Annotated in this window: 13 protein-coding genes; 2 read left to right on the top strand and 11 right to left on the bottom strand. The window is 53.1% G+C overall.

Going from position 1 to position 14395, the window contains the following annotated elements:
• Positions 1-266: 266 nt before the first annotated feature.
• The 11 genes from HY913_19795 to HY913_19745 form a co-directional block, all read right to left on the bottom strand.
• Positions 267-1139 carry an epoxyqueuosine reductase gene (locus tag HY913_19795; protein MBI4965530.1) on the bottom strand — a complete coding sequence of 291 codons (873 nt, stop codon included), beginning with the start codon at positions 1137-1139 and terminating at the stop codon, positions 267-269.
• Positions 1140-1339: 200 nt separating this feature from the next.
• On the bottom strand, positions 1340-2521 hold the full coding sequence (gene argJ / locus HY913_19790) for a bifunctional glutamate N-acetyltransferase/amino-acid acetyltransferase ArgJ (protein MBI4965529.1): 1182 nt from the start codon (positions 2519-2521) through the stop codon (positions 1340-1342).
• A gap of 35 nt (positions 2522-2556) precedes the next feature.
• A complete protein-coding gene (locus HY913_19785; protein MBI4965528.1) occupies positions 2557-3183 on the bottom strand; it encodes an HAD family phosphatase in 627 nt (208 codons plus the stop codon).
• Positions 3184-3188: 5 nt separating this feature from the next.
• Complete coding sequence (locus HY913_19780) at positions 3189-3860, bottom strand: hypothetical protein (GenBank protein ID MBI4965527.1); 672 nt, start codon at positions 3858-3860, stop codon at positions 3189-3191.
• Positions 3861-4280: 420 nt separating this feature from the next.
• Complete coding sequence (locus HY913_19775; protein ID MBI4965526.1) at positions 4281-4745, bottom strand: NAD(P)H-dependent oxidoreductase; 465 nt, start codon at positions 4743-4745, stop codon at positions 4281-4283.
• 65 nt (positions 4746-4810) lie between these two features.
• Positions 4811-5287 carry a hypothetical protein gene (locus tag HY913_19770; GenBank protein MBI4965525.1) on the bottom strand — a complete coding sequence of 159 codons (477 nt, stop codon included), beginning with the start codon at positions 5285-5287 and terminating at the stop codon, positions 4811-4813.
• Positions 5288-5353: 66 nt separating this feature from the next.
• Positions 5354-6076, bottom strand: coding sequence for a TVP38/TMEM64 family protein (locus HY913_19765; GenBank protein MBI4965524.1), 723 nt, complete (start codon positions 6074-6076; stop codon positions 5354-5356).
• On the bottom strand, positions 6076-7788 hold the full coding sequence (gene hflX / locus HY913_19760; protein ID MBI4965523.1) for a GTPase HflX: 1713 nt from the start codon (positions 7786-7788) through the stop codon (positions 6076-6078). Before hflX ends, HY913_19765 begins: the two co-directional genes overlap by 1 nt.
• Positions 7789-7821: 33 nt before the next feature.
• Positions 7822-10497 (bottom strand): insulinase family protein, encoded by a 2676-nt coding sequence (locus tag HY913_19755; GenBank protein ID MBI4965522.1) that lies wholly within the window; start codon positions 10495-10497, stop codon positions 7822-7824.
• Positions 10498-11083: 586 nt separating this feature from the next.
• A complete protein-coding gene (locus HY913_19750; protein MBI4965521.1) occupies positions 11084-12766 on the bottom strand; it encodes a 50S ribosome-binding GTPase in 1683 nt (560 codons plus the stop codon).
• 343 nt (positions 12767-13109) lie between these two features.
• A complete protein-coding gene (locus HY913_19745; protein ID MBI4965520.1) occupies positions 13110-13376 on the bottom strand; it encodes a hypothetical protein in 267 nt (88 codons plus the stop codon).
• Positions 13377-13594: 218 nt separating this feature from the next.
• Between HY913_19745 and HY913_19740 the strand changes: the two genes are divergently transcribed.
• Both HY913_19740 and HY913_19735 read left to right on the top strand, forming a co-directional pair.
• The gene (locus HY913_19740; GenBank protein ID MBI4965519.1) at positions 13595-13879 is read left to right on the top strand and encodes an HU family DNA-binding protein; all 285 of its coding nucleotides are present in this window, start codon (positions 13595-13597) and stop codon (positions 13877-13879) included.
• 22 nt (positions 13880-13901) lie between these two features.
• On the top strand, positions 13902-14180 hold the full coding sequence (locus tag HY913_19735; GenBank protein MBI4965518.1) for an integration host factor subunit beta: 279 nt from the start codon (positions 13902-13904) through the stop codon (positions 14178-14180).
• Positions 14181-14395: the final 215 nt, after the last annotated feature.

The following is a 14395-nucleotide window of genomic DNA, read 5'->3' as shown; positions in this document are numbered from 1 at the left end:
TGCATTCCCTGGGTTCCCGCCTTCGCGGGAACGACGGGGTGAGCAAAGCAGAAATGGCAGGAGGGCCGTCGGGGGCCAACGAACATCAGTTTTGGCAATCACCACAAGTCCTCAGCACTGACCTGGTGCCCAGGTCAGTGGCACCCAACAGCCAATCGAGAGCCGCCCTGGAGAGCCACGGTCCACAGCTTGCCCAGGTCTGCGCCGGACCTAACAGACTTTTCACTGTTTGAACGCGAACTGCTATGACCCGAGGTTCGGAAGCATTATATATTCATGTCTTTAAGAATCCTCTTCGGAATTCCGGATTCGCACGGCACGCGAGTCTGGCAGAGCCCGCAACCATAGCCGTCAAAACCGTAGTTCTCCTTCGCATACTGCGCACAAGTCACTCCCGCATGGTTCCAGCATATTTCCTTGTTATGTCCCTCTTCGGTTATGGCTCCAACAGGACACCGTTCGCGGCAACCAGTACAGGAACCGTCGTAGAAGAACAGGCAGTAAGCGTGATGATCGTCGTAGGGTCTGGCTTCAATGGGAACGGCCAGATTGGCCACCACGGAGCCGACCCGGTGAGCTTTTCCCTTTGGAGTGATGAGCCCGTCACACAGGCCAAAGGTGCCCAGGCCCGCTGCATAAGCCGCATGTCGCTCCGACCACTTTGAGGCAAATCCGTAAACCTGCGACCGCTCCATGCTCCACTGAGAAAAGAGGACTGGAGCCACAGCCTTGATACCAACGCTCTTCAGTTCTTCGACCACGTGGCGCCGGAGATGATTGTTGAATTCTTCGCCCGGAAAGCGGGCATGAACCCACCGCCTAGCCGGATACAAAGTCTCTTTGCGATTGTCCGCTTTTGTCGCTTCCCGCTGCGGTAGGACCCAACTGATAACGGTGAGGTCCTCGGGCCTGACCACGGTGTCGGGAAAAGCAAGTGAAAAGATCTCAACGGGCTTCCAGTGGAAATCGCCAACCAGATGCTTGTAATCCTCAAAAAGCGGATCAGCCCCGGAAGAAAAACTTACGAGAACTTCATCCCACGCCTTTTCGTCCGGTTCCATCTTGAGGGAATTTTCGGGAGAGGTTTCGACAAACTCTTCAATAATTCCGGTAAGCCATCTGCGCGTGTCTTTGGTCATATGCGACTCCTTAAGCCTGTGAAAACTTAATCATCTCGATTCCATATGTGCCGGGTGCCACTGCCGGCTTGTCCAGCAGTGTTCCTTTGGGGCAGGCACTGCTGGGCAAGCCGGCAGTGGCACTCTCATTGTTAGGCCATTGGTTATCCGACGCGAATGACATGTCCGTGCTTTGAGCCACTTTGCGGACCTAAACTGTTCTATGATCTATAGTCCGCGTTTATGGTGACGTATTCCTCTGAGAGATCGGTAGTGAGGATTCGAGCCTCGGAGCTTCCCGATTTAAGGTCTAGAAGCACCGCAAATTCTTTCGCACACATGGTTTTGTGCGCGGCCGATTCCCAATCACCCTCAACCAAGAGGCCGTCTTTGACTATCGGAACATCACCGATATAAAGATCAATCCTGTCCGGATCAAAAGAGACTCCCGCTCGCCCTGCCGCACAGATTATACGGCCCCAGTTGGGGTCCTCTCCGTGAAAAGCGGTCTTTACCAGCGGTGATTCGGCAATGGTCCGCGCTATCTTTGCAGCCGCGGCATTGCTGGGAGCGCCGGTGATTCGCACCTCCACCACCTTCGTGGTTCCTTCGCCATCCAGGGCGATCTGACGGGCAAGATCCGAACAGGCCTGCTGCAGTAATGACCGGAAGGCTTCCCTGTCCGATCGGCCGGGCGAGAGTTCAATGGCATCTCCTCTTCCGCCTGACAGGACTATCAAGGTGTCATTTGTGCTTGTGTCCCCATCTACCGTAACAGAGTTGAAGCTCGCTTCGTTGGCATCGATCAAGCAGTCCCGTAAAAACGACGCCTCAACCCTAATGTCGGTCAGAATGACCGCAAGCATTGTGGCCATATTGGGAGCAATCATTCCCGAACCCTTGCACATCCCAAGGATTCTGAACGGTCCGGTTGATGCCGAACCCTCCAGCAGAAGCGTCTTGGGCCTTGTATCAGTGGTCATCATGGCGTGGGCCACGTCCATGTACCGGTACGGGTCCAAGCCGGCGACCAATGCGGGAATGGCCTCTCGCATCCGATCGAGAGGTAGAGGATTGCCAATCACCCCTGTTGACATCGGGCTAATGAGGTCCGCGTCAATTGCGAGGGCTTCGGCGACTCCGCGCGTCAAGTCCAGAGCATCCTGCAAGCCTCTTTCCCCGGTGTAGGCGTTTGCATTGCCGGAGTTTATCAACACCCCGCGAGAAACGCCTTTCGCCACTCGGTCGCGAGTTATTGCCACGGGCGCGGCAAAAACAAGGTTAGTTGTGGTAACCGCCGCAACCGTGGTCGGCTCTTCTGACACGATTAGCGCTAAATCAAGCCTTGTGGTGCCGGCTTTCTTAATACCTGCAGCCACCGCGCTGAACCTAAATCCGTCGATAGGTTTCTCACCTTGGTTCAAAGTCCTCTACTCCTTCAATCAGGCAGATTCACTCCCAGCTTACGCAAATCCTGAAGCAGCGGCGTCAGCCCCTGGAAGAGGATGCCGTTAATTCCCGCGCGTATTGCGCCGTCCACATTTTCCTCCAAATCATCGATAAACACTGCGGTTGAGGGATCGATCCCGAACTTACTAATCGCTTCCTTGTAGTACCTGGTGGCCGGCTTCATGACCCCTAACTCGAACGATAACGCAGCGTCCTTGAAAAAGGCCACACGGGGAAACTTTTTGATTATCCAATCGTAGTGGGCCTCGCTGGTGTTGGACATAAGCCACGTACCATATTCGTTTGACAGCGATTCCCCGAGCGCTACCATTGCCTTATCCATGGTGAAAACGTCACACCATAGAAAATGAAAATCCTCTTCATTCATGTCGATCCCAAGAATGCCGGACATGACACCGTGAAATTCGGTGAAGCCCATCTTGCCGCTCTCCAGCGCGATGGCAGGTTTGCGAAACAGTGCCACAAAGGCGGACCTGTCGTCTTTCAGGAGCCCGGCCATTTCCAGGGGCAGGTGCGGCCCAAGGCGCTGAAATGCCCTCTCCCAGTTCACAGGCACAAGGACATTTCCCAGATCAAAAAGTATATCGCGAGTCATGAAGCTTACCTTAAGGCAATTCTTGTAAATTGCTTGCCGAGCCCGTTAAGGCCGAATTCGCCGCGTGCTCTCACCGCGGCCGTATCAGCTATGCACACAAGGCCGCACATGGTCAACCGCCACAAAGAGTCGTAATTGGTTTTCTGAAAAGCTTGTGTGGGGGTTGGACCACTGTAGAACTCCTTCAACGTATGAAGATCTGTTAGGTAAAGTCGATCTAGTGCATAGCTCAACATCCGAAAATCGTCATAACCAATCTGAGAGCTTACATATGCTGAAAAAATCTTGCCGAAAAATTCCGCCTTTTCCATATCGTCAAGCCGGTCGATCAGCAGAATTACACTGTCCATTAACTTTTGTCGAAAGTTGGGATCCGATTTGAGTCTGTTGGAAAATTCATTTCGAGTCTCCAACGGTACGCTGTCAAGACAAAGCAGTACCTTGGACAACTTCCTAAGAAAAAAGAAGTCCCTCACGCTGAGCACTACATTGGCGCCTTTTGCAAACGTGCCTAGAATCGGGATGTCTCGCAGGGTGCCAGGCTCCAAAAGGGAGTCTAAAGCTACTTCGTCGAGGTCTCGTGCAAGCTTGGAAAGATCTGACTTACCTATGGTTTGTTCCAAAGACGCCTGCATGGCGTTGCGGAGCGGCAGCTTGTCGTCATTGGACTGGGGCATTTCCGAACTCCTCAAGAGCGGCTGTTGAGTGTAGTGTGCCACTGCTGGCTTGTCCAGCAGTGCATGCTTTGAAAACACTGCTGGACAAGCCAGCAGTGGCACCCAACAGCCAATTAACTTTGCCCGCAGAGCGCCGCGGACCTGAGCTTTGCAGATCCGTGCGAGAGGGCGTCGAGCCCGAAGCATTCTCAGCGCTGAGATTGCTTCGTCGCTGCGCTCCTCGCAACGACAGATCTCGTTACTTCTGTTCCGAAAATAATAGCGACCGGTATGACAGACCATTCGCTATGTGAACGCGACTTGGTATTACCTGGCCGGTTGGCAGCGGAAGCTGCCAACCGGCCAGTATATGAAAGTTTTTGGGGAGGGGTGCGGGGAGGCCCTTTTTACAAAAAGGGCCTCCCCACATTTTCCTCTCCTTCAAAAGATTCCCAGCGCAATTCCGGCCGCGAGAGTTTGGCCCAGGTTGCGGCAATTTTCAAGCATATCTTCGGTTATCGGTCCCCTACAAATGACCGGTTCCTGAACTCTTCGCAAGCGATAGCCCAGAATAATGCGTTCGATACTGTTCAGCGCGCCTGCCCCGTCATTGCCTGCGGAAATAACCACTGCGTAGGATTTGCCGACTACCTGCTCACGTGTTTGTTCATAGGTCCTGTCAAAGAAGTCCTTAATCGCACCCGCCATATAACCGAAATACTCCGGGCTGCATACGACCAGAGCCCGACAGTCCAACAACTGCTCGGCGGTCACCGCGGCGGCTTTGATTCGGCGCACTCCGACGCCTTCCACTTTCAGAGCGCCTTGCTCCACTGCTTCTGCTAGGCGTTCCGTGTTGCCGGACTGCGAATGATAGACGATGAGAAGCTCTTTGTGAGAGGACATGTTTCTTCCGTGGCGGCTGGTCTACGGTTCCTCCCGCGTCTGGGCCTTTTGAAAACCACTTGGTTTTACTTGTTGTGTTGGAGGTCTTGCGAATGGCCGCAAGGAAGCTGGGACTCGCAGTCGAAAATGTGGTTGAACATGTAATTATCGCATTGTTCGGAAAACTCCCCCACCACTTGATCCAGGGGCCTCCCGTTCTTTTCCGCCTCATTTCGGAGCATGGACCACAGCTCACGAAGCATGGGAAAAGTCTCTTCCGTAAGGGTCAGGACAAGCGTGTTTCCGCAGGTGCAATGCCGATACAACATGGTAAACGGCTTGCCCATAACCTCTTCACAATCCTGCCACGAGTGGGCTTTGGGGACGGTAGCACAGAGGTAATCAGCAAGGGAGGGGAAAGATGTCCCACAAGTTCGGCATTGTTTGGGGAAGAGCTTTTCGTTCTTGTTGATGAGCACCAGACGTTTGATAAATTCCAGGAAGCAGCCGTTATATGCCTCTTCGGTTTCTTCTCCGCAAGGGCTAACGGCGCCAATTTCCATGGTATCTCCCGATGAGGAACAACCCGTGATCGCTTAGGTCAATGTTGATTGACCGAATCCGGTTGGTCAGAAGGCTGCTCCGCTCTTTTTCTTCAACCAGACTTCAATCCTGTCCCTTGCAAGAAGAAAGGCTCCAATAAATGCAAGGCAAACCACGGCTACTAGACCCAGCAAATACCAATCTTGATTGTAAAACGCGGAACCGCTGAAACTCAGCATCATGGTTCCGGGTATTCGGCCCAAAGTGCAAACCCAGAGAAAAGTCAGGAATCCCATGGGGCTCAGGCCGAGGATGAAACAAAGGATGTCTTTCGGAAAACCCGGTAAGGTGAAGAGAATCAGCGCTATGAATGTTCCGCGACGATTGACCAGGAAATGAAATTTCTCCAGGCAGTGGCATGGAACTACAAGCTTGACCAAGGGAAGACCCACGGTTCTCGACGCAAGAAAAGCTATGGCAGACCCCACACCCAGGCCGATTGTCGAGTACAGCACGTTTGGCGCAACCCCGAAAATAAAGCCGCCGACTGCGCCGGTAAATTCCCCCGGGATGGGGGCGAGCACCACTTGGAGGGCCTGCACGAATACAAAAGCGGCCGGTGCGGCCGTACCCCAGCTTTCCACATATTTCCGCAGTTGTTCCCTGCCTTGGAAAGTTTCCAACAAGGTTTGCACGAGGGGCGCCAATTTACCTGTCGCGGCCAGCACCAGCAGCACTAGGGTCATTCCACCTAGAACGGCCAGGGAAATAATAAGACGTTTTTTTTCTTCAGGGCTGCACGGTTCCACTAGGAGACTCCCTGGCGCGGTTGCAGTTGGGATTCGTAGTTCAAGTCCCTTTCCGCTGACAGGTTCCGGAGGATTTCATCTTCCATCCTGTTTACAAGCGGTGGGAACGTTTTGGAATTTATAGCCGAAATACCTATCCCATCGTATCGGGCGCAAATATGCTCGACAGTCTCGGAATCGACCATGTCCTTCTTATTGAACACCCTTATCATGGGTATATCAATGAGGTGAAGCCTTTCAATCAGCTTTTCCACAGCGTTCATTTGGGTCTCGAACGACGGATTGGAGCAGTCGATCACGTGCAAGAGGAGATCAGCGTCCGCCAACTCATCCAACGTGGCCGAAAAGGCAGCTACAAGGGCCTCCGGAAGATCCTGAATGAACCCGACCGTGTCGGTAATGATCACCTCCGTTTCTCTCGGAAACCTAAGCCTGCGGCTTGTAGGGTCGAGAGTCGCGAACAGCTTGTCTTCAACAAATATATCCGACTTGGTGAGGTTGTTCAAGAGTGTTGATTTTCCGGCGTTTGTGTACCCCACTATAGAAATAACCGGCACTTGTCTTCTGTTGCGCAGTTCACGACGCAAAGCTCGATTCTTGCCGAGCTGTTCCTTCTGTTTTTCCAGGAAGTCGATTCTACTGCGAATTCGTCGGCGGTCTACTTCCAGCCGGGTTTCACCAGGTCCCCTGGCCCCGATACCACCGGTCAACCTTGACAGAGCGTCGTCCTTTTGCGCCAGCCTCGGCAGAGCGTATTTCAACTGGGCCAGTTCTACCTGTATCTTGCCCTCCATGGACCTGGCTCTCTGAGCAAAAATGTCCAGAATAAGTTGCGCTCGGTCGATTACTCTTAGTTCGGTAAAATCGGCAATGTGCTTTACCTGAGCCGGACTAAGTTCGGCATCGAACACGAGCAGATCCGCGCCCTTGTGAAGCGCATCAATTACTATCTCCTTCAGTTTTCCCTTGCCGACTACGAAATGCGGATCAACCGATTCTCTGCGCTGAATCATGGATCCCACTACTTCAACTCCACTGGAGGCGGCCAGTTCAGTCAGTTCCTTCAAGGACTCTTCAATGTCCCACTCGCTGCCTGTGGTTCGGCCCACAAGGTACACACGTTCCTTGTCGCCCTTGACGGAACGGGCTTTTACCGAACGCGAGATCTCGTCTTCCAGGGATTTGATGAACGCAGTGAAGTCCAGGTCCAGACGTGACGCCTGGATCGGTTCCAGCAATTGCCAGACGTCACCTTTGGGATTTTCGGGCAAAAGGTGAGCTATGCGCACCGCTGTGGGCAATCCCTGGCTGTCTACGCCTATGGATGCGATCAAATCCAGTCGCAGAAGGGCCAGGTCGGTCAAGTCTTCCCGGCTTAGAGGTTCATCTCTTAGGTGTACGTGAATAAGGCGCAGGCCCCTTAGCCGGCCCGCGCCTACACGCCAACCATCGAGTTTGGGTATAAAAATGGAGCGCGCATCGCCGACAATGACTTTGCGAACGTTGCCTTTTCGATCGACCAGGATACCTATCTGACGGCCGATTTCTGAGGCCAGTTCCGTCAATTGCCGCGAAATCTCCTGTGTTACAACCCGGTTTGCCGGGACCCTTCTTAGGGCCAGCCTTTCTATTCGGGTCCGCTGGGACGGCTTCAAACTACGAATGGAACCGGTAACCGCGCTCAATCGTGACCCCCGTCCGGGCGTTTGAATTCTACTCGTCTTTGAATCGGTTCTTTTGTCAGGCTATTCCTTCCTGCTTTCGTTTTCTTCGGGCACGATTTTGACAACCGCGCATTTTGCAGGGTCGAGATATTTTTTTGCCGCTTTGAGGACATCGTCGACCGTGACAGCGGATATCTTGGCGACGTACTCTTTCTCATAATCATATCCCAGACCATACAATGTGTTCAAGGCCGTATTTTCAGCCCGGGACCAGGAACTCTGCAATGCAATCAAGTGATTTCCAACCAGATTGGTGATGCCTCTCTTGAGTTCCTCATCGCTCACACGCTCTTTGCGTATTCGCTCCACCTGGCCGAACATCCCCTTAACAGCCTGATCGAGTTTGCTATCGTCACAAGCCATGTAGAACGCGAACACTCCCGGATCGATCCCAGGCCGGACAAACGAGGTGACCACGTACGCTAAAGACTCTTTGTCCCTAAGTTGCAGGAAGAGCCGCCCTCCCTGTCCTGCGAGAATATTGTTGAGGACTTCCAGCGCATAACGATCCTGATCGGCAAGAGTAGTGCCACGAAATCCGACAGCGAGGTGGGCTTTGGCTCTTGGAATACGAACCACCTTATTCCGTTCTTTGGTCAGCGGCTGTTCGGCAGGCACTTCCGGCGCATCGAATTTCCTCGGCGGAATTGCGCCGAACGCAGCTTCAATTCGGCCCATCATCTCTTGGACATTTATGTCTCCTACCGCAGTTATGACCATGTTGGCCGGGACCGCATACCGTTCGTAAGTTTGTTTGAGGTCCTGTGCCGTGAATCCGGCGACAGTAGTCAACGTCCCCTCTTTTACGAATCCGTACGGGTGGTGCGGAAATACCTCCTCGTTGAGCACGTTGATCGCATATTGCACCGGGCGATCCGGCTCTGTCCTGATACGATTGATGATCAGGTTTCTCTCGCGTTCCAGCTTATCTTCCGGGAAGGTCGGATACATGACGAGTTCTGCCAGCAATTTGAGCCCGTCGTCCACGTATCTGCTGAAAAAACTTCCCGCGAAGCCAAAGGAATCGTACCCGGAAAACCCTGACAGCCTTCCGCCCATGTCCTCGACTTTTCGGGCTATATCAACTTCGGTCATCTTCCCTGTGCCTTTGTTCAGCATTTGGGCGATGAAATTCATGATGCCTTCATTTTCTTTGTTCTCGAAGCGCTTGCCACCGAGAAATGCAATTCTGAAAGCCACAACCGGATTGGAGTCATCCCGCGCCAAGACCGCGCGAATCCCGTTTCCGAGGGTTCGTGTCACCACGCCTTCTGCAGTTGCCGTGGTTGCCGTGGCCTCCGCGACGCCGGGACGAAACGGAGTCACGATTTGCTCAAGGGTTTCGTCCTTGAGGTCAGGCAGGTCCTTTTCCGGCAGGAGGACGGCAATCGACAGGTTGGGCGGCACTAGATACTTCTTCACCGCGGCCGAAATCTGGTCCGGGGTGACCGCTCTATTTAAAGTGAGATACTTTTCTTCATAATACGCGTCGCCAAGGTCGGCCTGAAAGCTGCCGATACTCCTTGCCATTCCCTGTACCGTCTCCCTGGCGTAAATGTGCTGGGACTCAATATGAACCTTGGCTCTTTCCAATTCTTCGGGTGAAGGAGGCTGCTTGCCCAGAAGCGCCAATTCCTCCATTATCGCCTTGGTTGCCGATTCCAGGTTTTTTGAGTCAAGGCCGGCAGACACGGCCATGATTCCGGGGCTCTTTGGCGTCAGTGCATGAGCGGAAATAGAGTTTACGAGCCCCTTCTCCTTCTTTAGGACCCTGATCAACCTGGAACTCTCGCGCGCGCCGAGTATGTCACCCACCAGATCCAGGGCATTCACGTCGTTTCCCTGCATGGAGGGGATATGAAAAGCCATGCTGAGGCGAGTCTCCCGCGTATTGACATCTCGCACGATCGCGGTTCTGATTTTCTCCTGGACCGGTTCATCGGGCTTCGGAGGCCTGAAAAAACCGGTGGGCTTCAGGTCCGCGGTCAGCCGTGCCGCCTCGTCGCGAACTTTGGAGGGATCCACGTCCCCGACCACCAGGAGGAACATGTTTTCGGGCACGTACCATTTCTTCCGAAACGTAAGAATGTCTTCACGAGTCATCTTCTCAACGAGGTCTTTAAATCCTATGATAGGGTACTGGTAAGGGCTCTTTACATAAGAGGTTTTGAAAATTAGCTTGGAAATCTTCCGTTCCGGCCGCTCCTCTCCTTCCAGGATCTCTTCTATTACCACCTGCTTTTCTTTATCAAGCTCCCCTGGATCAATCGACGGATACAGCACAGCGTCGGTAAGTATGTCCATACCGGCCGAGACTTCGCTGGAAGGCACTGTAACGTGAAAAACGGTTTCATCCCAACTTGTGTACGCATTAGTCTCTCCACCGAGCGCTTCTATCTCGGACGCGATCTTGCCCACGCCTCTGCGCTTGGTGCCCTTGAAGGCCATGTGCTCGATAAGATGACTGATCCCGAGTTCGGGGCCAACTTCATCCGCGCTCCCGACATTCACCCATAACTGGATGGTTGCAACTTTGCGCGCGTGGTCTTCATTCACGAAGACCTGAAGGCCGTTTGGCAAAGTAAAATGCTTTAACCTATTCTCCATGGCATCGGACTTTGTAGGAATCAACATGCACACCACCATTGCTGCCAGCATCCATCGAATAACAGATGCGAAGTTGAAAACCAGGATCATTATGCTCTCCCTTTTAGGAAACTACTAAACATTTATGCACTAGCCACTACACCGGCAAGGCGGTCGTAAACATTCATTGCTAACGCTGTGCCCTGCGACGCGAACATGTGTTCGGTTAGCTAGACAGCCCTTTAGCTGAAAAGTTTCTTGCTGCGGAACGCGACCGTTCCCCGGGGATATAGCTCTGAGACTGATTTGCGAGCAACCCCGGAACGCCGCATAGAAGAAGCACGGACCTGCTTGGGCAGGTCCGTGGCACCCAACACCCGTTCGAAGTTGAAAATATTGGGTTCCACTGACCTGGTTTCCAGGTCCGTGCCGGACAACATGGACACCCGAGTCACTTTTTTAACCGCGAATCGGTATGAGACCCACCGACTTGTATGACAAACCGCCGGCGGAGTAAAGTAGGGCCAAGAAACTTTGCACTATTCCTCAAGCAGGCCTTCGTCGGATCGATTCCCGGGTGCAGCGCCATGCGGTATCGCGTGGGCAATTGCGGCCACGGGCTAGCCTGATTGAGTCAAGCTGCCACGGCGACGCGGTACCAACTGAGGTCCGACAAGCATCGAACTCCCGTAAAAAGTCACCTCGCTCGTTGGCTTTGGACGTCGATCCTACGGAGGCGAAGCCGTTCCAGTGCTTCTGCGTCGGGCAGAAGCACTGAGAATCGCTCTGTATACAGATTGGCTTGTTTTTTCAGGATTCCTCGCAAGGCCGTCCTATGTTCTTCGTCCACGCGGCGGCCTATATCGCGCAGCACGTCCAACACCTTGAGCTTCAAGAGCCATTTAGGAATGAAGGGCACGATTACGGTGTTCAGCAATGCATCCAGCAGGGTAAAGCCGCCACCGACTACTATTTCAGCCGTAATAAGCAACAGAGCCCAAAGCGTGTAGGACCCATAAAGCTTGATCTCATCTGCGGATGAGAGTCCTTCTCGCAAGCGATTGAACTCGGCATCCAAGAGATGTTCCACACCGGGAAAAGCCTGATCGTAGAGTTCTTGAATCTTTGGCGAACCCCATCGGGCGACATCTTCGCGGGCCACCTCACGAATATCCTGCAACGTCGGGTCCGACGACAACAGTTCGGCAATTCTGAGGTTAAGCCGAGCCACCGCAGATTCCAAAGGCTTAAGCCTGACCGCCGCCCTGGTGCCCTCGAAATCCTCGCTCCTGATCTGTTTCTCATCTTCCTGGGCCCGCGTTCCTCCCCATTGGCCGGTAATCAATTCAGCCACCGACCGGAAGATTGACTTCAGCGCATTGCGAATCATCATTCTAGGAACGAACAGGATGTCGTACTTCCTGAGCAACTCCTGCAAACGCTCCCGGCTTCGAACTTCGATATCATCGGAAACAATGGCGTCAAGCTGGTGTTCCATCTCATCGGACGTGGCCTCAAAGATGTCTTCGACCTTTCGGTTGACCGCGGATATTCTTTGCGTTTGGCCACGGAGGGCCCCTTCGAGATCCACAAGGGCCGCTGCGGTATGCAGATTCAGCCTTTCCAGTTCTTTCGATCGAAGTCTTTCTGAACCTCCGCGCTCGGGTTCGGCCGATACCAATCCGGAAATCCCCGGCCTTGTGCGCAGACCTTCGATCAGTTCAGGCGACCCTGGTACACGTTCGATCCTTATTGGCTCCGATAAGTGGCCTCGCAATTCGAGGGCACGGCGAAAATCGTTGAAGGCTGCATCTGAACTGACTTTATTCATAACAAAAACGGTGTTCTTCCCCCATTGTTTGGCTCGCTCGGCCATCTGATGGCCTGTCAGGTCCGCGTATTTCTCTTGGGAGGTTATGAACACCAGCACGTCACTTATTATGAAAAAGTTCTCCGCTATCACACGGTTCGAGAGTTCGATGCTGTCAAAATCGGGCGTATCCACGAGGATGATTTTGGCGGTCTCAGGTTCCTCTTCGATAACGAGGTCCGCGTTGCCTTCAGGGTCGAGACGTAAGAAAGGACATTCCTGAATCTCTTTTCCCGATCCGCCGGGGGCGAGGATCACGGCCTTGACCGTGCAAGGTCGCCTCATGCCCACCGCGCTGATCTTCCGGCCGGCCAAGGAGTTGAAGAGGGTGCTCTTGCCCGTTCCTGTCCCGCCCATTAAACAGGTTATGAGTGGGAAAGAGCCACTTAGACCCGATTTCCACGCCCAGGCGGCGAGCAGCTTTTCGGCTTCAAGTTTCTTTTGTTTGAGGGCCTCAAAATCGCCCAAACGTTCGCTGCAAGGCAGATCGAGAATTAGGTTGTAGGCCACTTTACAGACTCTGTTCTCGGGGAGGACTTTTTCAGTAACGGAATTGTTCACTTTACCAAGAATGGTCCGCTTCCTCGGAAATCATAGCGGCGACCACATGGTATCCGCTTTCGTTGTCGTCTTCTGCTCCTGTAGGGGCGATCCCGCGCAGAACGCGGGACCGCCCCCATGCGGGCGCACGCCATGCGCCCCTACGGGAACAGAGATGCATATCCGGATGATGACAAGCTAAGCAGTCTCTTCTTTGCCAAGTGCACAATCCCCTTCAGTGCAACGTGGCTCTCCCCAGGCCCTTCTCCGGAAAATCGTAGGAGCGCGCCCGCAGACTAGTTACCTGTGGGCATCAATTGTCATACGCCTCAATCACTTTTCGGACGGCCGGCGGTATAAAAATTCCATCGAGGTTAAGTCTGTTCAATGAACGGGCGAGAATCTGAATTTGTCGGCGCCTGGAATCTTTTCGGTTAATGAGGATCATGGGTTTGCCCCCCACTTTACAGAACCCGCCGTCGCTCCTGATGCCGACCACTGCAAGGTTTTCATACCTCAGTTCCACTCCGAGTCTGGTAGCAACTTCTTCGAGATGTTCGAGGAGAGATGTTTCATTCATAAGTACGACCTCGAAAGACCGATTAATAGCGCCTGGAATGATTGTCAAGAGAAAACGGTCCGGAGTGAATTATCCTTGAATGGTAGACTTTTTTTGGGGAATTTTTCAACGTCCTGCAATTTCTCTTGACAATTCAAATTCCTATAGATAACATGGTGCAATCGTTCGGTGTAGTTTCAAATCCTTGAAGCTTCTTACTTTTTTAGGAGGTTGTTGTCATGACCAAAGCTGAACTCGTCAATCGTATGGCAGAACAAGCTGGGATCACGAAGAAGTCTGCTTCCGCGGCTCTTAATGCCCTTGTGGGAGCGATCCACGATTCCCTCAAGAAAAAAGACGGGAAGATCCGCATCGCTGATTTAGGGACCTTCAAGGTAATCAAGAAAAAGGCCCGTACAGGCGTCAATCCTCAGACACGCCAAAAAATCAAGATCCCGGCCGGCAAGGCTCCTCGGTTTTCCGCATCCAGGGCACTCAAGGAAGTTGCAAAGAAAGCGAAATAACCCGTAGAGATAGGAATCTGCCATGAACAAGTCAGATCTCATTGTGGCCCTGGCCAAGGATGCTGATCTTCCCCTACGGAAGTCCGAGGAAATTGTCAATCTGGTCTTTGACACTATGTCCGATGCCCTGATCAGCGGTGATCGAATCGAGATCCGGGGGTTCGGGTCGTTCATGGTCAAAGAATACAAGGGCTACACCGGTAGAAATCCCAAAACTGGCGACAAGATAGCGGTAGATGAGAAAAGGCTCCCTTTCTTCAAGACCGGAAAAGAACTCAGAGAAAAAGCCGACGACCAGTAGCAAACAGTAGTCCAGGTCCTCCGACGGTAAGCGTTCACCGCACCTCACGCAGCAACTTCAGGTTGGTGAGCGCTTACCTCCAGCATCAACTACCTATTGATTCTCAGCACAGCAACAATTATTATGATCGCTGGAGGCGCGAGAACCGCGCTTGCGAGCGGCGTGTCCAATTTCGAGTGGCGTTCGATCTGGGAAATTGCGGGGGATTTCCTCTT

The organism is Desulfomonile tiedjei (genome assembly GCA_016212925.1).
In the GTDB taxonomy this organism is placed as follows: domain Bacteria; phylum Desulfobacterota; class Desulfomonilia; order Desulfomonilales; family Desulfomonilaceae; genus JACRDF01.
This window is presented reverse-complemented; position numbering and strand designations above follow the sequence as displayed.